Consider the following 24,839-nt stretch of genomic DNA (forward strand, 5'->3'; position numbering starts at 1 on the left):
TTGTTGTGACCGATGGGAACACGAGAGGTTCAATCGTCAATCAAGCCGCTCACCAGCGGTCCTTTGCTGGCGAATCCTCGCCAGTGGCGGTATATAACCGGACATAAGCGCTCAACTGTTGCACGCCAGTGGAACCACACGTTCCGGGGCGGTGCAGACCTGGAAAACCCCTTGTGGCCTGCGGGTCATGCCGAAGAACCCATGGTCAAAACCGGCCCCCACCTCAAGGATTGGATCCGGCGTTACCAATCTTTGATCCAGCGCCGGTCGACAAGTCTTCACCAGGTCAGCAAGATGTGGCAGCGAGCCGTTCCACAGCGGCGACCGACTTTCTGACCAAACGTCCGACATTCGAGACGCCCCAAGGCACTCTGTGCAGAGGCCGCCATCCTCACGGATCGCGCAGACGGGGGCCTTGTTCCGTCGGTGAGCGCGGGTCCGCACGAGGGAGAGAACCACCTTGGGTCGCTATATGCTTCGCAAGCTGGCCAATTATCTGATTCTGGTCACGCTCGCGGCTTCTCTCTCCTATTTCATCGCGGGGCTCAGCCTGCACCCGCAGGCGAACTACGAGGGCCGCAACCCGCCACTGGCGAAGAGCACCATCAGCAAGACGCTCGACGACGTCAACATGAACCCTGACACCCCCATCGTCAGCCGGTTCGCGACCTGGGCCAACGGCGTCGTCCACGGCGACCTCGGCAAGTCGATCGACGGTTCGCCCGTCAACGACGAGGTCGGCCGCCGGATCGGCGTCTCCACCCGGCTGCTGCTGCTGGCCACCCTGATCGGCTCGGTCGGCGGTGTCGCGCTCGGCACGATCGGCGCGATCAAGCAGTACAAGTTCTTCGACCGGTTCACGACCCTGGCGTCGTTCTTCATCCTGGCGATGCCGGTCTTCGTGCTCGGTCTGTTCCTGAAGCTGCTCACCATGAAGTTCCTGGGCGCGGGCACCATCCACTTCACCGGCGAGACCGACGCGGAGTTCGCCGGCCGGTGGGACTTCGCCGCGCTGGGCAACCGGGCCGAGCACATGCTGCTCCCCGGCCTGACCCTGATCCTCCTTCAGGTCGCCCTGTACAGCCGCTACCAGCGCAGCACCATGCTCGACGTGCTCGGCAGCGACTTCCTGCGCACCGCCCGGGCCAAGGGCCTCAAGCGGCGTGCGGCACTGGTCAAGCACGGTCTGCGGACCGCGATCCTGCCGGTGGTCCCGCTGCTGGTGTTCAACATCGTGCTGCTGTTCATCGGCGCGACCTTCACCGAGAAGACCTTCGGCTGGCACGGCATGGGCGAGCTGCTGATCAACTCGATCACCCGCAACGACGTCAACACCACGTCCGCGGTCGCCCTGTTCACCGCCGGCCTGGTGCTGATCGCCGGCCTGCTGTCCGACCTGCTCTACGCGGCGCTCGATCCCCGGGTCCGGGTGCGCTGACGCACTCCCGTCCCGCCCGAGCACCCGAACACCCGTAGAGGAGAGATCATGAGCGCCAACCAGCCCGCCCCGTCGAACACCTCCGCCGCCGGCGGCGAGGCGGTCGCCGCCCTGGCGACCGCCACGGCCGGCGCCCCGCAGCCCCCGGCCGCCGCCAGGAAGCGGACCAGCCGGGGCAAGCTGACCGCTCGCCGGTTCGCCCGCAACAAGCTGGCCCTGGTCGGCCTGGGCATCCTGGCCCTGCTGTTCCTGGCCGCGTACGTCGGCCCGTCGTTCACCAAGTACGACTACAAGTTCCACGACTACATGGCCTTCAACGCCCCGCCCGGCGGGGACCACTGGTGGGGCACCAACCAGGGCGGCCAGGACCTCTTCGCGCTGACCATGCGCGGTCTGCAGAAGTCCCTGGTGATCGGCCTGCTGGTGGGCGGCATCAGCACCCTGGTGGCGGGCTTCGTCGGCGCCTTCGCCGGCTACTACGGCCGCTGGGTCGACAAGGGCCTGACCTGGTTCGTCGACCTGCTGCTGGTGCTGCCGAGCTTCCTGATCATCGCCGTGCTGTCGCCGATCTTCCGCAACGCCAGCTGGCTGATCTTCGTGGTGCTGCTGGCGGCGTTCAGCTGGATGATCACCGCGCGGGTGGTCCGCAGCATGACGCTGACCCTGAAGGACCGTGAGTTCGTCAAGGCCGCCAAGTACATGGGCGTCCCGGGCCCGGTGATCATCTTCCGGCACATCCTGCCGAACATGGCCTCCCTGCTGATCATCGACACGGTGATCCAGGTCGGCGCGGCGGTCATCGGCGAGAGCGGCCTGTCCTTCTTCGGCTTCGGTGTGCAGGCCCCCGACGTCTCGCTCGGCACGATCATCGCCGACAACACCACCAACGCGCCCACCTTCCAGTGGCTGTTCTACTTCCCCGCCACCTGCCTGGTGCTGATCGGTGTCGCGGTGGCGTTCATCGGCGACGGCCTGCGGGACGCGTTCGACCCGAACTCCAGCGGTGCGAAGTCCAAGGGCCGCCGCCGCAAGGCGCTGGCCGAGCGCAACGAGGCCCACCGCAAGGCCACCGTGGCCGGCGGCTCCCGCGACGTGCTGGGCACGTCATGACCGGCGCGGCCATCCCCTCGCAGCCCGCCGACAGCACCCCCCGAAGCAAGGAAGGACTCCGACCGGTGACCGACACCCGGCTGGACAAGTCGCAGCCCGTTCTCGAAGTGACGGACCTTGAGGTCTCCTTCCCCAGCGAGGCCGGCGAGGTGCGCGCGGTGCGCGGCGTCTCGTACGCCGTCCGCCCGGGCGAGGTGCTCGGCATCGTCGGCGAGTCCGGCTCCGGCAAGTCGGTCTCCTCGATGGCCGTGCTCGGCCTGCTGCCCGACTCCGCCGAGGTCTCCGGCTCGGTCAAGCTCGCCGGTCGCGAGCTGCTGGGCCTGTCGGACAACGAGCTGTCGAAGATTCGCGGCAAGGACATCGGCATGGTCTTCCAGGACCCGCTGTCCGCGCTCACCCCGGTGTACTCGGTCGGCGCCCAGATCGTCGAGGCGCTCCAGATCCACCAGGAGATGACCAAGGAGCAGGCCCGCACCCGGGCGATCGAGCTGCTCGACGTGGTCGGCATCCCGGACCCCCGGCGCCGGGTGGACAACTTCCCGCACGAGTTCTCCGGCGGTATGCGCCAGCGCGCGATGATCGCCATGGCGATCGCCAACGACCCCAAGGTGATCATCGCCGACGAGCCGACCACGGCGCTCGACGTGACCATCCAGGCGCAGGTGCTCGAGGTCCTGAAGAAGGCCCAGGACGTCACCGGCGCGGCGATCGTGATGATCACTCACGACCTCGGCGTGATCGCCGGCTTCGCCGACCGCGTCCAGGTGATGTACGCCGGCAAGCCGGTCGAGTCCGGCACCGTCGACGAGGTGTACTACCACCCGCGGATGCCCTACACCATCGGTCTGCTGGGTTCGATCCCGCGCCTGGACAACACCGAGCGCAGGGCGCTGACCCCGATCGAGGGCACCCCGCCGTCGATGGTCGAGCTGCCGCAGGGCTGCCCGTTCGCGGCCCGCTGCCCGATCGCGATCGACCGCTGCCGCGAGGTGGAGCCGGTGCTCTCGGTCAAGGAGGGCAACACCCACCCGACCGCCTGCCACCGCAGCCACGAGCTGGCCGGCGCGCTGGACCCGGCCACCATCTACCCAGTGCCCGAGATCCCGGCCGCGGTCGAGCTGGCGAGCGTGCCGCGCGAGCAGCGCGAGAAGGTGCTGGAGCTGGACAACCTGACCAAGCACTTCCCGCTCACCCAGGGCGCCGTGATCAAGCGCAAGGTCGGCGTGGTCAAGGCGGTGGACGGCATCACGCTGGACATCCGCGAGGGCGAGACGCTCGGCCTGGTCGGCGAGTCCGGCTGCGGCAAGACCACCACCCTGCTGGAGATCCTGGACCTGCCCAGCGGGCAGGCCGGCACCGTCACGGTGTTCGGCAAGGACGTCCGCGGCCTCGGCCGGGCCGACCGCAAGGCGCTCCGCCGCGACATGCAGATCGTCTTCCAGGACCCCATGGCGGCCCTGGACGCCCGGATGCCGATCGGCGACATCCTGGCCGAGCCGCTGAAGACCCACAACTGGGACAAGGACCGGATCGCCGCCCGGGTGCCCGAGCTGCTGGAGATGGTCGGCCTCAACCCCGACCACGCCGACCGCTACCCGCAGGAGTTCTCCGGCGGCCAGCGCCAGCGCATCTCGATCGCCCGCGCCCTCGCCCTGGAGCCCAAGCTGGTCATCCTGGACGAGCCGGTCTCCGCGCTGGACGTCTCGATCCAGGCCGGCGTGCTCAACCTGCTCGACGAGCTCAAGGTGAAGCTCGGCCTGAGCTACCTGTTCGTCGCCCACGACCTCTCGGTGGTCCGGCACATCGCCGACCGGATCGCCGTGATGTACCTCGGCCGGATCGTCGAGCTCGGGGACTCCGCGTCGATCTTCGACGCGCCGTCCCACCCCTATACCCAGGCCCTGCTGTCCGCCGTCCCGCTCCCGGACCCGCGCCGGGAGCGCGAGCGGACCAGGATCCTGCTCACCGGTGACCTGCCCAGCCCGGCCAACGTGCCGAGCGGATGCCGGTTCCGCAACCGCTGCCCGAAGTTCCTGACCCTCTCCGAGGGCGAGCAGCAGCGCTGCCACGACGAGGACCCCGCGAACAGCCGGCTGGCCGCCGACCACGTGGCCGCCTGCCACTTCGCGACGGCCCTCGAAGTGATCTGACACCCCCACGAAAAAAGCCGCGCCGCCCATCAGGCGCTTCTGCCCCACCCGCAAGGCCGCATTGCCAACCCTCCAGCACCACCCGCTCCGGCGGCACCGCTGGGCTCCATCACCCGTTCCGTAACCACAGGGGGATTCCCTTGAAGCACACCCGGATTCCGGTCGCGCTCGTCGCCACCATCGCCGCCGCCTCGCTGTCCCTGACGGCCTGCGGAAGCAGCGGCTCGGGCGGGGACACCGCCGCGCCGGCCAAGTCCGACGCCCCGAAGATGACCCAGCGGGCCATCAACGAGAAGGACCGCAGCGAGCTGAAGCAGGGCGGCACCCTCAACTGGGCGATCGACCAGCTCCCCAGCCAGTGGAGCCCGCTGGAGGCGGACGGCAACGAGGTCTCCACCACCGACGTCATGAAGGCGCTCATGCCGACCTTCTGGCGTTCGGACGCCGGTGGCACCCAGACCCCGAACAAGGACTACCTGCTCGACGCCAAGGCCGAGACCAAGGACGGCAAGCAGGTCGTCACCTGGACCCTCAACCCGAAGGCCAAGTGGAACGACGGCACGCCGATCACCTGGCAGGACATCGAGGCCAACTGGAAGGCCCAGAACGGCTCGAACGAGGCGTTCAAGGCCACCTCGACCACCGGTTTCGACCAGGTCGAGAGCGTCGTCAAGGGTGTTGACGACTACCAGGCCGTCATGACCTTCAAGACGCCGTTCTCCGAGTGGCAGGCGCTGTTCAACAACGCCGCCAACGCGCCGCTCTTCCCGGCCAAGTACGTCTCCACCCCGGACGCCTTCAACACCGCGTACGTGGACAAGATCCCGGTCTCGGCCGGCCCGTACAAGCTGGACAAGATCGACCAGACCGCCAAGACCGCCACCGTCGTGCCGGACCCCAACTGGTGGGGCCAGAAGCCGATGCTGGACAAGATCGTCTTCAAGGCCATGGAAACCAACACCATGCCGCAGGCGTTCCAGAACGGCGAGATCGACTTCTACAACAACGGCCCGGACGCCTCCGGCTTCAAGCAGATCCAGGCGACCGCGGACGGCGAGGTCCGTGAGGCCGGCGGCCCGAACTTCCGCCACTTCATGCTCAACGGCAAGTCGCCGATGCTGACCGACGTCAAGGTCCGCCAGGCCATCTTCAAGGCCATCGACCGCGACACCATCGCCAAGTCGGACCTGAACGGCCTCGGCTGGCCGGCCGTCGCGATGAACAACCACTTCCTGGTGCCGAACCAGAACGGCTACAAGGACAACTCGGACGGTCTGAGCAAGTTCGACCCCGAGGCCGCCAAGAAGATGCTGGACGAGGCGGGCTGGAAGCTCGAGGGCGACGTCCGCAAGAAGGACGGCAAGGAGCTCAACCTCAAGTTCGTCATCCCGGCCGGCGTGACCGTGGCGACCAACGAGGGCTCCATGCTCACCCAGATGCTGCAGCAGGTCGGCGTCAAGGTGACCATCTTCACCGCTCCGTCGAACGAGTTCTTCGACAAGTACATCTACAAGTTCGACTTCGACATGACGGCGTTCTCGCTGATCGGCACCCCGTTCCCGGCCAGCTCCTCGACCGCGAACTTCAAGACCGACGGTGGCGCCAACTACAGCCAGGTCGGCAGCCCCGAGCTGGACAAGGCGATGGCGGACGCGGCTTCGGCCCAGACCACCGACGCCGAGTTCGAGGCCATCAACAAGGCCGACGCGGAGGCCTGGAAGGTCGCCGGTCTGATCACCCTGTACCAGCGCCCCGCCATCTTCGGTGTGAAGAAGACGGTCGCCAACCTGGGTGCCCCGGGCCTGTCGGACTACATCTACGAGAACATCGGCTTCACCAAGTGATGATCTCTCGGCACTGATCGGGCGCAGGCCGCCCGGCAACCGACGGGGCGGGCCCCGGGGAACACTCCCCGGGGCCCGCCCCGTTTCCCGCTCCCGGGAGCCGTCCCCGGCTGCCCTGCGCGGCCCGGCACGGCACCCGCCCGGTCCGCCGGCCCAGGCACGGTCCGCACGGGCACCGCAGGCGCGCACCCGGCCCCCGCGAGGCCTCCGCAGGGCCCCTCACGCCCCCGTCAGCGCACACGGCGACGGGCCCCGGGGAAGATTCCCCGGGGCCCGCTCCTACCCGCCGTACGCGCCCGCTCAGGCCGCCGCGGTCGGCTGCCTCACCTCGGCGAAGTGGCAGGCCGCGTCGTGCGCGGCCGGGCCGCTCAGCACCTGCGGCACCGCCAGCAGCGGCACCTCGGTCGAGCAGCGCTCCTCCGCCTTCCAGCAGCGGGTGCGGAACCGGCAGCCCGACGGCGGGTTGGCCGGCGAGGGCACGTCGCCCACCAGCACGATCCGGTCGCGGGTCTCCCGGCCGGTCGGGTCCGGCACCGGAACCGCGGACAGCAGCGCCTGGGTGTACGGGTGGGTGGCGTACTCGTAGATCTGCTCCTCGGTGCCGATCTCGACCAGCTTGCCGAGGTACATCACGCCGACCCGGTCCGAGATGTGCCGGACGATCGAGAGGTCGTGCGCGATGAACATGTACGACAGGTCGAAGTCGCTCTGCAGCTGGTCCAGCAGGTTGATCACCTGGGCCTGGACCGACACGTCGAGCGCGGAGACCGGCTCGTCGCAGATGATGATCTCCGGCTTGAGCGCCAGGCCGCGGGCGATGCCGATGCGCTGGCGCTGGCCGCCGGAGAACTGATGCGGGTACCGGTTGATGTACTCCGGGTTCAGCCCGACCACGTCCAGCAGGTCCTGCACGGCCTTGCGGCGGTCGCCCTTCGGCGCCACCTCCGGGTGGATCTCGAACGGCTCACCGATGATGTCGCCGACCGTCATCCGCGGGTTCAGCGAGGTGTACGGGTCCTGGAACACCATCTGGATGTTGCGGCGCACCGCGCGCAGCGCCCGGCCGCTCAGCCGGCTGATGTCCTCGCCCTTGTACAGCACCTCGCCGGCGGTGGCCCGCTCCAGGTTCATCAGGACCTTGGCCAGCGTCGACTTGCCGCAGCCGGACTCGCCGACGATGCCCAGCGTCTCGCCCTTGTGCAGGGTGAGGGTGACCCCGTCGACCGCCCGCACCGCGCCGATCTGCTTCTTGAACAGGATCCCCTGGGTCAGCGGGAAGTGCTTGACCAGGTCCCGGACCTCCAGGATCGGCTCAGCCATGGAGGGTCTCCTTCCAGAAGTGGCAGGCGCTGCGCCGGCCTTCGAGCTCGGCGCCGTCCACGTCCAGGACGGGCTGCAGGAGCGGCCGGTCGGACCGGCAGAGATCCGTGGCCGCCTCGCAGCGCGGGTTGAAGGAACAGCCCGTGGGCAGGTGCAGCAGGCTCGGCGGCAGGCCCTTGATCGCGTACAGGTCCTGGCCCTTCTGGTCCAGGCGCGGGATCGAGCGGAGCAGGCCCTTGGTGTACGGGTGCGCCGGGTTGGCGTACAGCTCGTGCACCGGGGCGGTCTCCACGATCCGGCCCGCGTACATCACCGCGATCTTGTCCGCGACGTCGGCGACCACGCCGAGGTCGTGGGTGATCAGGATCAGACCCATGTGGTACTCGGCCTGCAGCTCCGCCAGCAGGTCCATCACCTGCGCCTGCACCGTCACGTCCAGCGCGGTGGTCGGCTCGTCCGCGATGATCAGGTCCGGCTGCAGCGCCAGCGCCATCGCGATCATGATGCGCTGGCGCATACCGCCGGAGAACTGGTGCGGGTAGTCGGTGACCCGCTGCTTGGCGGCCGGGATGCGCACCCGGTCCATCAGCTCGACGGCCTTGGCGAAGGAGTCCTTCTTCGACATGCCCTCGTGCACCCGGAACACCTCGCCGAGCTGCCAGCCCACCGAGAAGACCGGGTTGAGCGCCGACAGCGCGTCCTGGAAGATCATCGCGATCTTCCGGCCGCGGATCCTCCGGCGCTCCTCCTCCGGCATGGTGAGCAGGTCCTCACCCCGGTACAGCACCCGCCCGCCGCTGATCCGGCCGGGCGGGGTGTCCAGGATGCCCATGATCGCCTGCGCGGTCACCGACTTGCCCGACCCGGACTCGCCCAGCACCGCCAGGGTCTCCCCCGAGGCGACGCTGTAGCTGACCCCGTTCACCGCCCGGGCGACCCCGTCCCGGGTCACGAACTCCACCTGCAGGTCGTCGACCTGCAGCAGCGCCGGTTCGGCGCCGTCCGGCCGCAGTTCCACGGCCGGCCCGTCCTGCACTGCCTCGTCCATACCCTTGCCGCTCCCGCTCCGCGTCGCGTCCGTGCTCGTCATGCCGCTCACCGCAACTTCGGGTCGAGAGCGTCGCGGACCCCGTCGCCGACGAAGATGAAGCCCAGCGAGGTGAGCACCACCGCGAGCGAGGGCAGGGTCCACATGTAGTCGTACACGCCGATGAAGCCCCGGCCGGAGGCGAGCATGTTGCCCCACTCCGGGACCTCGGGGCTGACACCCACGCCGAGGTAGGACAGCGCGGCCTCGGCGACCACCGCGAGTCCGACGTTGAAGGTGCCGAAGATGATCACCGGCGCGATCGAGTTGGGCAGGATGTGCCGCAGGATCACCCGCAGGTGCCCGGCGCCCAGCGCGCGGGCGGCGTGCACGTAGTCCATCTCCCGGGCGGACAGCACCGAGCTGCGCAGCAGTCGCGCGACGGTGGCCCAGCCGAAGATGGCCAGTGACAGCACCACCGGCCAGACCCCGCGGCCGGTCACGGTGATGATGATGATCGAGCCGATCAGCAGCGGGAAGGCGAAGAAGACGTCCGCCGCGCGCATCACCAGGGTGTCGTAGAACCGGCCGAAGTAGCCGGCTATCGCGCCCAGCACGATGCCGATCAGCAGGGTCAGGATGATCGACACCAGGCCGACGAACACCGCGATCCGGGAGCCGTAGATCACCCGGGAGAGCTGGTCGCGGCCCAGGATGTCGGTGCCGAACAGGTGCTCCCCGGTCGGCGGCTGGAGGGTGTTCATCAGGTTCTGCTTGAGCGGGTCGTACGGCGAGATCAAGGGCGCGAAGGCCGCCGTGAACAGCAGGCCGGCCACCAGTACCAGGCCGACCAGCGCCAGCTTGTTGGCGGCGAAGCGGTGCCAGACCTCCTGCCACTCGCGGACCACCTTGACGGCCGGCTCGCCGGACCCGTCGGATCCGCGCTGGGCGGGGATGTCCTTGTCCAGCGGGACAGTTGTCGTTTCGTCAGTCATTTCGGCGCCCTCAGCTCAGCCGGATGCGGGGGTCGAGCATGGCGTACAGCAGGTCCACGACCAGGTTGAGCACCACGAAGATCGCGACCGTCCAGGTGGCCACCGCGACCACGACGGGGTTGTTCTGCTGCTGGATCGCGGTGGACATCGCCATGCCGATGCCGTCCCAGTTGAAGATGGTCTCGGTGATGATCGCGCCGCCCATCAGGCCGCCGAACGAGATGCCGAGGTACGTGACCACCGGGATCACCGAGTTGCGCATCACGTGCTTGAGCAGCACCTGCCGCTTGGGGACGCCCTTGGCGATCGCCGTCTTGACGTAGTCGGCGCGCAGGACCTCCAGCATGGTGCCGCGCATCAGCCGGGCGACCAGCGCCGCGTCGATGATGGCCAGCGTGAAGGCGGGCAGGATCAGCTGCACCGGATCGCTCGGGTCGCCGATCACCGGCACCCATTTGAGCTGCACGGCGAAGAGGTTGAGCATCAGCATGCCGATCACGAAGGTCGGGAAGCCGACCAGCAGGGTGGTGATCAGCGTGACCACGGTGTCCAGCAGCGAGTACCGCTTGAGCGCGGCGAGGATGCCGACGGCCGCGCCCAGCAGCACGTCGATCGCCATCGCGGCGACGGCCAGCTTGGAGGTGTTGATCAGCTTCGGCATCAGGATCTCGGTGACCTGGCGGCGCTGGGTGTAGTCCTCACCCATGTCGCCCTGGACCAGCTTGCCGACGTAGGTGCCGTACTGGACGATCAGCGGCTTGTCGAGCCCGTACTGCTCGCGCAGCTGCTTGACGACGGCGGGGTCACGGGCGCGCTCGCTGCCGCCCAGCGAACCGACCGGGTCACCCGGGATGACGAACAGGCAGGCGAACAGGATGAGGGTCGCGCCGAGCAGCACGATCACCATCTGGCCGAGCCTTCGCAGGACGTATCTGCCCATGGAATTGCCTCTCTGTGTGGTTGCGGCAGATCGGCGTCGCCCACCCCTGCGCTCCGCCGGGTCGGGCGGGCACGGTGGACCGCCGGCCCTGCCTGGTCGAGGCAGGGCCGACGGCGGTGGGATTCCGTACGGATCGAGGAACGGGCTGCGCCTGGTGCGAAGGGCCGGTTACTTCTGCGAGACCTTCGACAGGGTCGGGTTCTCGTTGAAGTCGTAGGACAGGTTGACCCACTTCTCGGTGTTGGCGACGCGCTGCTGGGTGCGGTTCCACAGCGGGATCAGCGCCAGGTCGTCACCGATCGCGAGCTTCTCGGCCTGCTGGTACAGCTTGGTGCGCTCGGCCTGGTCCTTGGAGGCGGTGGCCTTCTGGAGCAGCGCGTCGAACGCCGGGTTGCTGTAGCGGCCGCGGTTGTCGCCCTGCACCTCGTGGGTGGCCGGGTCCTCGTTGATCGCCGAGGTGGACAGCAGCGGGTTCAGGAAGTTGCCGGGGGTCGGGTAGTCGGCGCCCCAGGCCGCCCGGTACAGGCCGGTGGCGTCCGGGCCCTGCTCCTTCTTCAGCAGCTCCTTGAACGGGATGCCGTCGATCTGGACGTCGAGGCCGAGGACCTCCTTCAGCTGCTGGGCGACGGCCTGCACCCAGGCGTCGTGGCCGCCACCGGTGTTGTAGCCGAAGTACAGCTTGGTGCCGGGGGTCAGGCCGGCCTTGGCCGCGAGCTCCTTGGCCTTGTCCTTGTCCTGCTTGCCGCAGCTGGTGCAGACGCCGGGCTGGTAGGCGTCCTTGAAGGCCGGCGGGACCAGCGTGGTGGCCTTGTTGCGGAAGCCCTTGAACACACCGGCGACGATCGCGTCACGGTCGATCGCGTAGGAGACCGCCTCGCGGGCCTCCTTGCTCTTCAGCGGGCCGTTGAAGGTGATCGGCAGGATGTAGTTCATGCCGTTGGCGTCCCAGTTGAGGAACTCGCCCTTGGGCTCGTAGACGGCCTTGGCCGCGCCGAGCTGCTCGGTGGGCATCCGGGCCCAGTCGAACTGGCCGGCCTGGAAGCCCTGGTACTCCAGCTGGTCGGCGTTGGCCGAGTTCAGGATGGAGATCTCGACCTTGTCCAGGTGCGCCTTGGTCAGCCCGTAGCTGTCGTTGCGGACCAGGGTGATCTTGCTGTTGTGCTGCCAGGGGCCGTCCAGCTTGAACGGGCCGTTGCCGATCGGCTGGTCGTTGTAGGTCTTGTTGGTGGCCGGGCCGGCGTCCTTGGTCACCGGGCTGAACACGGTGTGGAAGGTCCGCAGGTCGAACTCGCAGTCCTTGATGGCGAGCTTGACGACCAGGGTGTTGGGGTCCGGGGCGGACAGGCCGGAGAAGGTGGTCGCGGAGCCGTCCTGGAGCTTGTCGAAGCCGTCGATCTCGGCCATGTGGTACGCGACGTCGGAGGCGGCGTCCTTGGCGGCGGCGCGGGTCCAGCCGCGGATGAAGGACTCGGCGTCGACGGCCTCACCGTTGCTGAAGGTGGTGCCGCTCTTGATCTTGAACGTCCACTGGCTGCAGTCGTCGTTCGGGGTGCGGCTCTCGGCGAGCGCGTTGGACAGCTTGCCGTCGGCGTCGACGCTGGTCAGGCCGGTGAACAGGGCCTGGGTGACCAGGGTGCCCTCGGACTCCTGCGTGTTGTAGGGGTCGATCGCGGTCGGCTCGACAATGCCCAGCCGGAACGTGCCGCCGTCCTTGGCGGGAGCGTTGTTGTTCTGGGACGGCTTGGCCCCGTTGCTGCTGGTGCTCCCGCCATTGCTGCAGGCGGCCACAGCCAGGACGGTGGAGGCCGCCACCACTGTCCATCGCATTGCCTTGGTGAGCCTCATTCAACTGCCTCTCGAGTCAGGGCGGGGAACGAAGTAGCTCCTTCGCCGCCCGGTGTTCCAGGCAGGCTGAAGGCCAACATTGGGGAGCCGTCGCCAAGTTGGCGACGCGCCCGCTGATCCGCGTGGAGCAACTATCGATCACCCCTCCCCCCGCGCGGAATCGCTGGCACATCTCTTTTCTGTTACATGGCCCTGCCAAGACGATGTATTCCACCGTAATCTCTCGCATATCGTTCACAGAGTTTCACAGATTGAACACCGCATATCGGACGATCAAGTCCGTTTTATGAAAAGGGAGTTGACGATCCGTTGACTTCCGTCCCGGGGGGCTCCGGACAGCGGCGCGGCCCGCCCCCGCTGACCGGGGACGGGCCGTGGCAGGGGCGGGCCGGGGTCAGTCCGCGCCGGGCGTCCCGCTGCCGGTTCCGGGCGCGGCCGGACCCGGTCCGTCGCCGCCCCGCCCGCCGGCCGCCCCCGCGCCGCTCTCCCGCTCGCCGGCGAAGTGGCAGGCCGAGTCGTGCGCGGCCAGCCCCTGCAGCCAGGCGTGCGAACCGAGTTCGGGCAGCTCGACGGAGCAGCGCTCCTGCGCCTTCCAGCAGCGGGTGCGGAACCGGCAGCCCGACGGCGGGTTGGCCGGCGAGGGCACGTCGCCCACCAGCACGATCCGGTCGCGCTCCGAGCGGGCCCTCGGGTCCGGCACCGGCACGGCGGACAGCAGCGCCTGGGTGTAGGGGTGGGTGGCGTGCTCGTAGATCTCGGCGTCGGACCCGACCTCCACGATCTTGCCGAGGTACATCACGCCGACCCGGTCCGAGATGTGCCGGACGATCGAGAGGTCGTGGGCGATGAACATGTAGGAGAGGTTGAACTCGTCCTGCAGCTTCTCCAGCAGGTTGATCACCTGGGCCTGGACCGAGACGTCGAGCGCGGAGACCGGCTCGTCGCAGATGATGACCTCCGGCTTGAGGGCCAGGCCGCGGGCGATGCCGATCCGCTGGCGCTGGCCGCCGGAGAACTGGTGCGGGTACCGGTTGATGTACTCCGGGTTCAGCCCGACCACGTCCAGCAGGTCCTGCACGGCCTTGCGGCGGTCACCCTTCGGCGCCACCTCCGGGTGGATCTCGTACGGCTCACCGATGATGTCGCCGACCGTCATCCGCGGGTTCAGCGAGGTGTACGGGTCCTGGAACACCATCTGGATGTTGCGGCGCACCGCCTTCAGCCCGCTGCCGGTCAGCCGGGAGATCTCCTCCCCCTTGTACCGCACCTGGCCGGAGGTGGCGGGCTCCAGGTTCATCAGGACCTTGGCCAGCGTCGACTTGCCGCAGCCGGACTCGCCGACGATGCCGAGCGTCTCGCCCTGCATCAGGTCGAAGCTGACCCCGTCGACCGCCTTGACCGCGCCGACCTGCTTCTTGAACACCGCCCCCTTGGTCAGCGGGAAGTGCTTGACCAGGTCGCGGACCTCCAGGATCGGCTCCCCCTTGGGCACCCGGTGCCGGAACGCGATCTCCTCCGGCGCGGCCGCGCTGATCGGGCTGGCCCCACTAGGCGTCATCGAGGGTCTCCTTCCAGAAGAAGCAGGCGCTGCCCCGGCCGGGGGCGGGCGTGCCGTCGGCCGCCGTGACCTCGAACAGCCGGGGCACCTCCTGGCGACAGATCTCCTGCGCCCGGGGGCAGCGCGGGTTGAAGGCGCAGCCCGGCGGGATCCGCAGCAGGTTGGGCGGCAGGCCCTTGATCGCGTAGAGCTCCTGGCCCTTCTGGTCCAGGCGCGGGATCGAGTCGAGCAGGCCGCGGGTGTAGGGGTGCGCGGGGCTGGCGTACAGCTCGTGCACGGGGGCGGTCTCGACGATCCGGCCGGCGTACATCACCGCGATCTTGTCCGCGACGTCGGCGACCACGCCGAGGTCGTGGGTGATCAGGATCAGGCCCATGTGGTACTCGGCCTGCAGCTCCGCCAGCAGGTCCATCACCTGCGCCTGGACGGTGACGTCCAGCGCGGTGGTGGGCTCGTCCGCGATGATCAGGTCCGGCTCCAGGGCCAGCGCCATCGCGATCATGATGCGCTGGCGCATACCGCCGGAGAACTGGTGCGGGTAGTCCGACACCCGGTCCTTGGCGGCCGGGATCCGCACCCGGTCCATCAGCTCGATCGACTTGGCCTTGGCCTCGGCCCGTGAGGCGCCGCGGTGCGCGCGGAACATCTCACCGAGCTGGTGGCCGACGCTGAGCACCGGGTTCAGGGAGGAGAGCGCGTCCTGGAAGATCATCGCGATCCGCTGGCCGCGGATCCTGCGGCGCTCCTCGCGGCTCATCTTCAGCAGGTCCTGGCCGCGGTAGAGGATCTCGCCCTGCGGGATCCGGGCCGGCGGCATGTCCAGGATGCCCATGATGGCCTGGGCGGTGACGGACTTGCCGGACCCGGACTCGCCGAGCACGGCGAGCGTCTCCCCGGCGCTGACGGTGTAGTTGACGCCGTTGACGGCCTTGGCGACCCCGTCCCGGGTCTTGAACTCGACGTGCAGGTCGCGGACTTCGAGCAGCGGGCCGGGGTACGGCTCCTGCCGCTCGGAGCGGCCGAACTCGACAGCGGTAGTCACGGGGCGTCCCCTCGCTCAGCGCAGCTTCGGGTCGAGGGCGTCGCGCACCGCGTCGCCCATCATGATGAAGGCCAGCACGGTGACGGAGAGCGCCGCGGCCGGGAAGAACAGCACGTACGGCGCCTGCCGGATCACCTTCTGGGCCGAGGAGATGTCCACGCCCCAGGAGATGGTGGGGTCCTGCAGGCCGATGCCGAGGAAGCTCAGGGTCGCCTCGGCGGTGATGTAGCCGCCGAGCGCGATGGTGGCGACCACGATCACGGGGGCCAGCGCGTTCGGCAGGATGTGCCGGAACATCAGCCGGCCGGTGCCGGCGCCGAGCGCCTTCCCGGCCACCACGTAGTCGGCCTGCTTGACCGTGATGACCGCGCCGCGCATCACGCGGGCGATCTGGGTCCAGCCGAGCACGGCCAGCGCCAGCACCACGGTCCAGACCGTGCGGGTGGTGAAGGCGTTCAGCAGCACCAGGCAGCCGAGCAGCAGCGGGATGCCGAAGAAGATGTCGATCACCCGGGAGAGCACGCTGTCGACCCAGCCGCCGAAGTAGCCGGCGGCCATCCCGGCCAGTCCGCCGAGGACGGTGACCGCCAGGGTGACGCAGATGCCCACCGTGATCGAGGCCCGGGCCCCGTACAGCACCCGGGCGTAGACGGAGCGGCCCTGGCCGTCGTAGCCCCACCAGCCGGCGCCGAAGAAGTCCGTCCAGTCGGGCGGCCGCAGGAAGTCCTTGGCCAGGTTGGCCTGGCGCGGGTTGGCGTTGGTGAACAGGCCGGGGAAGATCGCGATGATCACCAGCAGCACGATCAGCAGCGCCGAGAGGAGGAAGATCGGCCGGCGCCGCAGGTCCCGCCAGGCGTCGCCCCAGAGGCTGCGGGCCTCCTCGCGCTTGCCCGGGTCGGGTTCGATCAGGGTGTCCTGCTCGACCAGCAGCCCCTGGTTGCCGACGTAGTCGAGGTGGCCGCTGCCGGGCGGGGGGAGCGGCTTGGGGTCGTTCTCGTCGTGCACGTCAGGCATAGCGGATCCTCGGGTCCAGAACGGCGTAGAGCAGGTCGACGAGCAGGCTGGCCACCAGGTAGACCACGACCAGCACGGTGACGATGCCGACCACCGTCGGGCCCTCCTTCTGGCCGATCGCCCGGTAGAGGATGTTGCCGACGCCCTTGATGTTGAAGATGCCTTCGGTGACGATCGCGCCGCCCATCAGCGCGCCCAGGTCGGTGCCGAGGAAGGTGACCACCGGGATCAGCGAGTTGCGCAGCAGGTGGCGGGTGACGATGGTGCGGCGCGGCAGTCCCTTGGCGGTGGCGGTGCGGATGTAGTCGGCCCGCAGGTTCTCGCCGATCGAGGTCCGGGTGAGCCGGGCGACGTACGCGAGCGAGAGGGCGGCCAGCACGGCGCCGGGCAGGATCAGCTGGGTGATGTCCTCGGAGTCCTGCACGGTCGGGGTGACCCAGCCGAGATTGGTGGCGAACACCTGCTGGGCGATGTAGCCGAGCACGAAGACCGGGATCGAGATCACCAGCAGGGTGACGATCAGCACCAGGGTGTCCCAGATGCTGCCGCGCTTGAGACCGGAGAGGACGCCGAGCGGCAGGCCCACCACGATCTCGAAGAAGAAGGCGACCAGCGCCAGCCGGATGGTGACCGGGAAGGCGTCCTTCATGATGTCGGCGACCGAGCGGCCGGTGAAGCTGGTGCCGAAGTCGAAGTGGAAGAGGTTGTTCATGTAGTGCAGGTACTGCTTCCACAGCGGCTGGTCGAGGTAGTACCGGTGCCGAAGGCTGGCCACCTGGGCGGGGTCGGCCGCCTTGTCGCCGAACATCGCCGCGATCGGGTCGCCCGGCAGGGCGTAGACCATCACGAAGATCAGGAACGTCGCGCCGAGGAACACCGGGATCATCTGCAGCACGCGCCGGATAATGTAGCTGCCCATCGTGCCTCCTTCCGGGAGGTGACCTGGGGCGCGCCCGGGAGCGGGGGACGGGCCCTAGAGCCGGGGCCCCGCCCTCCGTGCGGGGAGGACGGGGCCGGTACGGGCGGGATCAGCCCTTGACCTCGACCTGGGTCCAGGCCGGGTTGCCGAAGGAGTCGAACGTGACGTTCTGGACGTTGTTGGAGTAGCCCGAGTTGGTCCGGTAGTACCAGAGCGGGATGGCGGGCATGTCCTGCGGCAGGACGGCCTCGGCCTGCTGGTACCCGGTCGCCGAGTCCTGGATGGTGGGCGCCGCGTCGGCCTGGGCGGCCAGCTGGTCGAACTGCGGGCTGGAGTAGCCGAAGTCGTTGGCGGCCGCGCCGGTGCGGTACACGTCGGACAGGAAGTTGGCGTTCAGCGGGTAGTCCTGCTGCCAGCCGGTGCGGAACGCGCCGCTGATCTGGTGTCCGGTGATGGCCGCCCGGGCGGTCTTGAAGTCGGTCTTGGGGTCGCCGGCGCAGTCCACCCCGGTGTTCTGGCGGATCGAGTTGCAGACCGCGTCCACCCACTCCTTGTGCCCGCCGTCGGCGTTGTAGGTGATGGTCAGCCGGCCGCCGGGCACGCCGCCGCCCTCGGCGATCAGCTGCTTGGCCTTGGCCGGGTCGAAGTTGCAGAAGTCTCCGCAGGTACCGGCCTTGTAGCCCTCGACGCCCTGGGCGACCCAGGAGGAGGCCGGCGCCCGGGAGCCCTGCAGCACCGTCTTGGTGATGGTGTCGCGGTCGATCGCCATCGACAGGCCCTGGCGGACCTTGGCGGTGTTGGCGCCCTGCCACTCGGGCTGGTACAGCGTGAAGCCGATGTTCTGGATCGAGCCCTGGGGCTCGTCGATCGCCCGGTCGCCGAGGTCGCTCTTGTAGCTGGACAGCGCGGACGGCGGCACCTGGTCCATCACGTCCAGGTTGTCGGACTGCAGGTCCGCGTAGGCGGCCTCGGCGGTGGTGTACATCTTGAAGACGACGCCGCCGTTCTTCGGCTTGTCGACGCCCATGTAGCCCGGGTAGGTCTTGGTCACCACCTGGGAGTTGTGGTCCCAGCTGACGAACTGGTACGGGCCGTCGCCGACCGGCTTCTGGCCGTACCCCGCCGGGTCGTTGAAGAAGGCGTCGGGCAGCGGGGAGAAGGCGATGTAGCCGAGCTTGTACGGGAAGTACGAGACCTTGCTGCTCAGCTTGATGGTGAAGTGGGTGTCGTCCACCACCGTCAGCCCGGACATGGTGGTCTTGGTGGCGGGGGCGCCGTTGGCCGGGTGGACGTCCTGGTAGCCCTCGATGTCGGAGAACCAGGAGCTGTTGATCTGGTTGTTGGCGGTGGTCGCCGCCCAGTTCCAGGCGTTCACGAAGTTGGCGGCCTTGACGGGGGTGCCGTCGTGGAAGGTCCAGCCGGACTTCATGGTGACGTTGAAGGTCTGCGAGTCGCTGGTGTCGATGGAGTCCGCGACCTGCATCCGCAGCGAGGCGTTGCTCGGGTCGTAGTCGGCCAGGCCCTTGAAGAGGTTCTGCAGGATGCGTCCACCGCCGACCTCGTTGGCGTTGGCGGGCTGCAGCGGGTTCTGCGGTTCGCTGCTCTGGTAGCTGAAGGTCTTGCCGGTGTCCGAGGAACCGCTGCTGCTGCCGCCGCTGCCGCTGCTGCCACAGCCGGTGGCCACCAGGGCCACGGATGTCGTAGCGATGACGGCCCGGCGCACTCGGGTGGCTGCGGGCATGGAGCTTCCTCCTAGGGGTGTGGAACGCATCACACCCCATGAGAAGCGCGGCCCGGCGGCGGCGCGACCGCAGTTCCGCCGGATGGGTGCGGCTCATGGGCCGTCAGGAGACGCCGCAGGGCCCGGGGTGCGATAGTGCACCCCGGGCCCTTCGGACAGGCTGTCAGGCCGTGGTCGCGGCGGCCTCGCGGACCTCGGCGAAGTGGCAGGCCGAGTCGTGCGCGGCCGGGCCGCTCAGCACCTGCGGCACCGCCAGCAGCGGGACCTCGGTCGAGCAGCGCTCCTCCGCCTTCCAGCAGCGGGTGCGGAAGCGGCAGCCCGACGGCGGGTTGGCCGGCGAGGGGATGTCCCCGGAGAGCACGATCCGGTCGCGGGTCTCGCGGCCGGTCGGGTCCGGCACCGGCACGGCCGAGAGCAGCGCCTGGGTGTACGGGTGGGTGGCGTGGTCGTAGATCTGCTCGTCGGTGCCGATCTCGACCATCTTGCCGAGGTACATCACGCCGACCCGGTCCGAGATGTGCCGGACGATCGAGAGGTCGTGCGCGATGAACATGTAGGAGAGCTCGAAGTCCTTCTGGAGCTGCTCCAGCAGGTTGATCACCTGGGCCTGGACCGAGACGTCGAGCGCGGAGACCGGCTCGTCGCAGATGATGACCTCGGGCTTGAGGGCCAGGCCGCGGGCGATGCCGATGCGCTGGCGCTGGCCGCCGGAGAACTGGTGCGGGTACCGGTTGATGTACTCCGGGTTGAGGCCCACGACGTCCAGCAGGTCCTGGACGGCCTTGCGGCGGTCGCCCTTCGGCGCCACCTCCGGGTGGATCTCGTACGGCTCGCCGATGATGTCGCCGACCGTCATCCGGGGGTTGAGCGAGGTGTACGGGTCCTGGAACACCATCTGGATGTTGCGGCGGACGGCCTTGAGCGCGGCACCCGACAGGCGGGAGATGTCCTCGCCCTTGAACAGCACCTGGCCGGAGGTGGCCCGCTCCAGGTTCATCAGGACCTTGGCCAGCGTCGACTTGCCGCAGCCGGACTCGCCGACGATGCCGAGCGTCTCGCCCTTCTGGAGGGAGAACGAGATGCCGTCCACGGCCCGGACCGCGCCGACCTGCTTCTTGAAGAGGATGCCCTGGTGCAGCGGGTAGTGCTTGACCAGGTCGCGGACCTCCAGGATGGGCTCAGCCATGGAGGGTCTCCTTCCAGAGGTGGCAGGCGCTCTTGCGGCCGGCGAGGTCGGCGCCGTCCTTGTCGAGCACCTGATGCAGCGCCGGGATCTCGGTGCGGCAGAGGTCGGTGGCGGCGTCGCAGCGCGGGTTGAAGGCGCAGCCGGCCGGGACCTTGAGCAGGTTCGGCGGCAGGCCCTTGATCGCGTACAGGTCCTGGCCCTTCTGGTCCAGGCGCGGGATCGAGCGGAGCAGGCCCTTGGTGTACGGGTGCGCCGGGTTGGCGTACAGCTCGTGCACCGGGGCGGTCTCCACGATCCGGCCGGCGTACATCACCGCGATCTTGTCCGCGACGTCGGCGACCACGCCGAGGTCGTGGGTGATCAGGATCAGGCCCATGTGGTACTCGGCCTGCAGCTCCGCCAGCAGGTCCATCACCTGCGCCTGGACGGTGACGTCCAGCGCGGTGGTGGGCTCGTCCGCGATGATCAGGTCCGGCTCCAGGGCCAGCGCCATCGCGATCATGATGCGCTGGCGCATGCCGCCGGAGAACTGGTGCGGGTAGTCGCCGACGCGCTGGGCGGCGGCGGGGATGCGCACCCGGTCCATCAGCTCGATGGCCTTGGCCTTGGCCTCCTTGCGGGAGGCGCCCTGGTGGACCCGGAACATCTCGCCGAGCTGGTAGCCGACGCTGAGCACCGGGTTCAGCGAGGAGAGCGCGTCCTGGAAGATCATCGCGATCTTCTGGCCGCGGATCTTCCGGCGCTCCTCGTTGGACATCTTGAGCATGTCCTGGCCGCGGAACAGGATCTCGCCGGAGCTGATCCGGCCGGGCGGCATGTCGAGGATGCCCATGATGGTCTGGGCGGTGACGGACTTGCCGGAGCCCGACTCGCCGAGGACGGCGAGCGTCTCGCCGGCAGCGACGCTGTAGTTGACGCCGTTGACGGCCTTGGCGATGCCGTCCCGGGTCTTGAACTCCACGTGCAGGTCGCGGACTTCGAGCAGGGGGGTGCCCGGGACCAGGCGGTCCTGGGTCGTGGCGGTCTTCTCGGTCGTGATGCTCATGGTGCGTGCCACCTCTCTCAGCGCAGCTTGGGGTCGAGGGCGTCACGCACCGCGTCGCCGAGCATGATGAACGCCAGCACCGTGATGCTGAGCATGCCCGCGGGGAAGAACAGTGCGAACGGGGCGGTGCGGATCACCTTCTGGGCCGAGTTGATGTCGATGCCCCAGGAGATGGTCGGGTCCTGCAGGCCGAGGCCGAGGAAGCTCAGCGTCGCCTCGGTGGCGATGTAGCCGCCGAGCGCGATGGTGGCGACCACGATCACCGGGGCGATCGCGTTCGGCAGGATGTGCTTGAGCATGATCCGCCGGGTGCCGGCGCCGAGCGCCTTGGCCGCGGTGACGTAGTCGGCCTGCTTGACCGTGATCACCGAACCGCGCATGACGCGGGCCATCTGGGTCCAGCCGAGCGCGGTGAGCGCGAAGACGACGCTCCAGACGGTGCGCACCGAGAAGGCGTTCAGCACCACCAGGCAGCCGAGCAGCAGCGGGATGCCGAAGAAGATGTCGGTGATCCGGGACAGCACGGTGTCGAGCCAGCCGCCGAAGTACCCGGCGAACATGCCCACCACACCGCCGGAGACGGTCACGGCGACGGTCACGCAGATGCCCACCGTGATCGAGGCGCGGGCGCCGTAGACCACCCGGGCGTAGATCGAACGGCCCTGGCCGTCGTAGCCGAACCAGTCGGCCTGGAACAGGTGGCTGTAGTTCGGTGCGGTCAGGTAGTGGTTGCGCAGGTCGCCGGCGCGGGGGTCCACCGAGGTGAACAGGCCGGGGACGATGCTGATCACGATCAGCAGCAGGATCAGCGCGGCCGAGATCAGGAAGATCGGGCGGGTGCGGAGGTCCTCCCAGGCGTCCCGGCCGAGGCTGCGGGCCTTCTCCTGCTTGGGCGCCACCGCTTCTCCCGCGCGCTGCGCGGGGACCTCGGCGGACTTCGTCTCAATCACGTCAGGCATACCGGATCCTCGGGTCCAGGACCGCGTAGAGCAGGTCGACAATCAGGCTGGCGGCCAGGTAGACGAGGACCAGGACGACCACGAAGCCGACCACCTCCGCGCCTTCCTTCTGGTTGATCGCGCGGAACAGCTCGTTGCCGACGCCCTTCACGTTGAAGATGCCCTCGGTGACGATCGCACCGCCCATCAGCGCGCCCAGGTCGGTGCCCAGGAAGGTGACCACCGGGATCATCGAGTTGCGCAGCAGGTGCACGCCGACCACCCGGCGGCGCGGCAGGCCCTTGGCCACCGCGGTGCGGATGTAGTCGGCCTTGATGTTCTCCACGATGGAGGTCCGGCTCAGCCGGGCCACGTACGCGAGCGACAGCGAACCCAGCACCACGGCGGGGAGCAGCAGTTCGCCGAAGTTGTTGGAGTCGTGGACGGTGGGCTTGACCCAGCCGAGGTTGGTCGCGAACAGGTTCTGGAACACGTACGCGAGCACCGGGACCGGGATCGAGATCAGCAGCAGGGTGAAGACCAGGGTGCCCTTGTCGGCGAACTTGCCGCGCTTGAGGCCGGCCAGCAGGCCGATACCCACGCCGAACACCAGCTCGATGGCGAACGCCATCAGGGCGAGCCGGACGGTGACCGGCATCGCGTCACCGATCAGGTCGCTGACCTGACGGCCGGACATGGTCTCGCCGAACTTGCCCTGGAACAGGTTGCCCATGTACTGCGTGTACTGCTGCCAGAGCGGCAGGTCCAGGCCGTACTTGTGCTTCAGGGACGCGAGCTGCGCCGGGTCCGGCTGCTTGTCTCCCCACAGTGCCCGCACCTGGTCACCAGGGAGGATGTGCACCATAAAGAAGATGAGCGCGGTGGTTCCCAGGAACACCGGGATCATCTGGAGCAGTCGCCTCGCGACAAAGCGCCCCATCATGCCTCCATTGCGTGGTCGGCGTGGAAGCGGCCGGTGCCGGTCCCTCCCTTGTGGGGAGGGCGCCGGCCACCGGCCCGTACGCCTGCTACTGAGTGCCGGGGCTGCGCCGCTCGCAGCCCCGGCGGGCCGATCAGTGCCGGCTGATTACTTCTTGACCTCGACCTGGGTGAAGACCGGGTCGCCGAAGGAGTCGAACTTGACGTTCTGCACCTTGTTGGACCAGCCCGAGTTGGTCTTGTAGTACCAGAGCGGGATGGACGGCATGTCCTTGGCCAGGACGGCCTCGGCCTGCTGGTACAGCTCGGTGGTCTTGTCGATGCTGGCGGCCGCGTCGGCCTCCTTGGCGAGCTTGTCGAACTCGGGGCTCGAGTACAGCGAGTCGTTCGCCGAGGCGCCGGTGCCGTAGATGTCGCGCAGGAAGTTGGCGTTCAGCGGGTAGTCCTGCTGCCAGGCGGAGCGCATGACGCTGTCGACCTTGTGGCCGTCGATCAGGTCACGGGCGGACTTGAAGTCCGGCTTCGGGTCGCCGAGGCACTCGACGCCGGTGGACTGGCGGATCGAGTTGCAGACCGCGTCGACCCACTCCTTGTGGCCGCCATCGGCGTTGTACAGGATGGTGATCTTGTTGTTCGGGACGCCGCCACCCTCGGTGATCAGCTGCTTGGCCTTGGCGGCGTTGAAGACGCACGCGTCGCCGCAGGCGCCCTTCTTGTAGCCGGCGACGCCGGGGGCGACCCAGCTGTCGGCCGAGGCGCGCGAGCCCTGCAGCACCGTCTTGGTGATGGTGTCGCGGTCGATCGCCATCGACAGGCCCTGGCGGACCTTGGCCTTGTCGACGCCCTTCCAGCTGTCCTGGTACATGGCGAACGCGATGGAGGTGATGCCACCCATCGGCTGGTCGACGGCGCGGTCGCCCAGGTCGTTCTTGTACGAGGCCAGGTCGGTCGGGTCGACCTGGTCCAGCACGTCCAGGTTGTCCGAGACCAGGTCCTTGTAGGCGGCGTCGGCCTGGGTGTAGTTCTTGAAGACGATGCCGCCGTTCTTCGGCTTGTCCAGGCCCGCGTACTTGTCGTAGGCGGCGACGGTGACGGCCTTGTTGTGCTCCCACGAGACGAACTTGTAGGGGCCGTTGCCGATCGGGGACTCGCCGTACTTGGCCGGGTCGGTGAAGAAGACCTTGGGCAGCGGCGAGAAGGCCGTGTAGCCCAGCTTGTACTGGAAGTACGAGACCGGGGCGGTCAGGTCGATGGTGAAGTGGGTGTCGTCCACGACCTTCAGGCCGGACATCTTGTCCGAGGTCGGGTCGCCCTTCTCCGGGTGGACGTCGGCGTAGCCGGCGATGTCCGAGAACCAGTTGCTGTTGATCTGGTCGTTCTTGGTGTTGGCCGACCAGTTCCAGGCGTCCACGAAGGAGGCCGCGGTCACCGGGGTGCCGTCGTGGAAGGTCCAGCCGGACTTCAGCGTGACGGTGTAGTGCTGGGCGTCGGTGGTCTCGATCTTGTCGGCGACCTGGTTGCGCAGCTTGCCGTCCGTGGGGTCGTAGTCGACCAGGCCGCGGAAGAGGTTCTTGACGATGCGGCCGCCACCGACCTCCATGGCGTTGGCCGGCTGCAGCGGGTGCTGCGGCTCGGTGCTCTGGTAGCTGAACGAAGCGGCCGCGTTGGCGTCGCCGCTCGAGCTGGACGAACCGTTGCTGCCGCAAGCGGTCGCTGCGAGGGCGACCGCGACTGCTGCGACGACCCACTTGGCCTGGCTGGCACCGCGCATGGGTGTGCCTCCTGAAT

19 protein-coding genes are annotated in these 24,839 nt (G+C 68.6%); 4 read left to right on the top strand and 15 right to left on the bottom strand.

Going from position 1 to position 24,839, the window contains the following annotated elements; all coding sequences use genetic code 11:
• The first annotated feature begins 472 nt into the window (after positions 1 to 472).
• From AC2TEW_RS25070 to AC2TEW_RS25085, 4 genes are all read left to right on the top strand, one after another.
• Complete coding sequence (locus AC2TEW_RS25070; protein ID WP_033826228.1) at positions 473 to 1,438, top strand: ABC transporter permease; 966 nt, start codon at positions 473 to 475, stop codon at positions 1,436 to 1,438.
• A gap of 48 nt (positions 1,439 to 1,486) precedes the next feature.
• A complete protein-coding gene (locus AC2TEW_RS25075) occupies positions 1,487 to 2,548 on the top strand; it encodes an ABC transporter permease (protein WP_484625603.1) in 1,062 nt (353 codons plus the stop codon).
• Positions 2,549 to 2,613: 65 nt separating this feature from the next.
• Positions 2,614 to 4,698 carry an ABC transporter ATP-binding protein gene (locus tag AC2TEW_RS25080; RefSeq protein WP_484625604.1) on the top strand — a complete coding sequence of 695 codons (2,085 nt, stop codon included), beginning with the start codon at positions 2,614 to 2,616 and terminating at the stop codon, positions 4,696 to 4,698.
• A 140-nt stretch (positions 4,699 to 4,838) separates the two neighbouring features.
• On the top strand, positions 4,839 to 6,542 hold the full coding sequence (locus AC2TEW_RS25085; protein WP_484625605.1) for an ABC transporter family substrate-binding protein: 1,704 nt from the start codon (positions 4,839 to 4,841) through the stop codon (positions 6,540 to 6,542).
• Between the two features lie 300 nt (positions 6,543 to 6,842).
• Here AC2TEW_RS25085 and AC2TEW_RS25090 read toward each other — a convergent pair whose 3' ends face one another.
• The 15 genes from AC2TEW_RS25090 to AC2TEW_RS25160 form a co-directional block, all read right to left on the bottom strand.
• The gene (locus tag AC2TEW_RS25090; protein WP_484625606.1) at positions 6,843 to 7,862 is read right to left on the bottom strand and encodes an ABC transporter ATP-binding protein; all 1,020 of its coding nucleotides are present in this window, start codon (positions 7,860 to 7,862) and stop codon (positions 6,843 to 6,845) included.
• Positions 7,855 to 8,910 (bottom strand): ABC transporter ATP-binding protein, encoded by a 1,056-nt coding sequence (locus AC2TEW_RS25095; RefSeq protein ID WP_484625607.1) that lies wholly within the window; start codon positions 8,908 to 8,910, stop codon positions 7,855 to 7,857. The genes AC2TEW_RS25090 and AC2TEW_RS25095 overlap by 8 nt, the downstream gene beginning before the upstream one ends.
• A 47-nt stretch (positions 8,911 to 8,957) precedes the next feature.
• Entirely contained in the window at positions 8,958 to 9,884 is a 927-nt protein-coding gene (locus AC2TEW_RS25100) for an ABC transporter permease (RefSeq protein ID WP_484625608.1), read from the bottom strand.
• 10 nt (positions 9,885 to 9,894) lie between these two features.
• The gene (locus AC2TEW_RS25105) at positions 9,895 to 10,824 is read right to left on the bottom strand and encodes an ABC transporter permease (RefSeq protein ID WP_033826231.1); all 930 of its coding nucleotides are present in this window, start codon (positions 10,822 to 10,824) and stop codon (positions 9,895 to 9,897) included.
• 168 nt (positions 10,825 to 10,992) lie between these two features.
• The gene (locus AC2TEW_RS25110; protein ID WP_484625609.1) at positions 10,993 to 12,651 is read right to left on the bottom strand and encodes a peptide ABC transporter substrate-binding protein; all 1,659 of its coding nucleotides are present in this window, start codon (positions 12,649 to 12,651) and stop codon (positions 10,993 to 10,995) included.
• A 412-nt stretch (positions 12,652 to 13,063) separates the two neighbouring features.
• Positions 13,064 to 14,227, bottom strand: coding sequence for an ABC transporter ATP-binding protein (locus tag AC2TEW_RS25115; protein WP_484625610.1), 1,164 nt, complete (start codon positions 14,225 to 14,227; stop codon positions 13,064 to 13,066).
• Complete coding sequence (locus AC2TEW_RS25120; protein WP_484625611.1) at positions 14,217 to 15,269, bottom strand: ABC transporter ATP-binding protein; 1,053 nt, start codon at positions 15,267 to 15,269, stop codon at positions 14,217 to 14,219. The genes AC2TEW_RS25115 and AC2TEW_RS25120 overlap by 11 nt, the downstream gene beginning before the upstream one ends.
• 15 nt (positions 15,270 to 15,284) lie before the next feature.
• Positions 15,285 to 16,283 carry an ABC transporter permease gene (locus AC2TEW_RS25125; RefSeq protein WP_484625612.1) on the bottom strand — a complete coding sequence of 333 codons (999 nt, stop codon included), beginning with the start codon at positions 16,281 to 16,283 and terminating at the stop codon, positions 15,285 to 15,287.
• Positions 16,276 to 17,202 carry an ABC transporter permease gene (locus AC2TEW_RS25130; protein WP_484625613.1) on the bottom strand — a complete coding sequence of 309 codons (927 nt, stop codon included), beginning with the start codon at positions 17,200 to 17,202 and terminating at the stop codon, positions 16,276 to 16,278. Before AC2TEW_RS25130 ends, AC2TEW_RS25125 begins: the two co-directional genes overlap by 8 nt.
• A gap of 109 nt (positions 17,203 to 17,311) precedes the next feature.
• Entirely contained in the window at positions 17,312 to 18,943 is a 1,632-nt protein-coding gene (locus tag AC2TEW_RS25135) for a peptide ABC transporter substrate-binding protein (protein WP_484625614.1), read from the bottom strand.
• Positions 18,944 to 19,106: 163 nt separating this feature from the next.
• The gene (locus AC2TEW_RS25140) at positions 19,107 to 20,129 is read right to left on the bottom strand and encodes an ABC transporter ATP-binding protein (RefSeq protein ID WP_484625615.1); all 1,023 of its coding nucleotides are present in this window, start codon (positions 20,127 to 20,129) and stop codon (positions 19,107 to 19,109) included.
• Positions 20,122 to 21,174 carry an ABC transporter ATP-binding protein gene (locus tag AC2TEW_RS25145; protein ID WP_484625616.1) on the bottom strand — a complete coding sequence of 351 codons (1,053 nt, stop codon included), beginning with the start codon at positions 21,172 to 21,174 and terminating at the stop codon, positions 20,122 to 20,124. The genes AC2TEW_RS25140 and AC2TEW_RS25145 overlap by 8 nt, the downstream gene beginning before the upstream one ends.
• A 17-nt stretch (positions 21,175 to 21,191) precedes the next feature.
• The gene (locus AC2TEW_RS25150; RefSeq protein ID WP_484625617.1) at positions 21,192 to 22,133 is read right to left on the bottom strand and encodes an ABC transporter permease; all 942 of its coding nucleotides are present in this window, start codon (positions 22,131 to 22,133) and stop codon (positions 21,192 to 21,194) included.
• Positions 22,126 to 23,052, bottom strand: coding sequence for an ABC transporter permease (locus AC2TEW_RS25155; RefSeq protein ID WP_484625690.1), 927 nt, complete (start codon positions 23,050 to 23,052; stop codon positions 22,126 to 22,128). The genes AC2TEW_RS25150 and AC2TEW_RS25155 overlap by 8 nt, the downstream gene beginning before the upstream one ends.
• A gap of 147 nt (positions 23,053 to 23,199) precedes the next feature.
• Entirely contained in the window at positions 23,200 to 24,822 is a 1,623-nt protein-coding gene (locus AC2TEW_RS25160) for a peptide ABC transporter substrate-binding protein (protein ID WP_484625618.1), read from the bottom strand.
• Between the last annotated feature and the right edge of the window lie 17 nt (positions 24,823 to 24,839).

The sequence above is a fragment of the Kitasatospora sp. NEAU-CNBT7 genome (assembly GCF_057220535.1).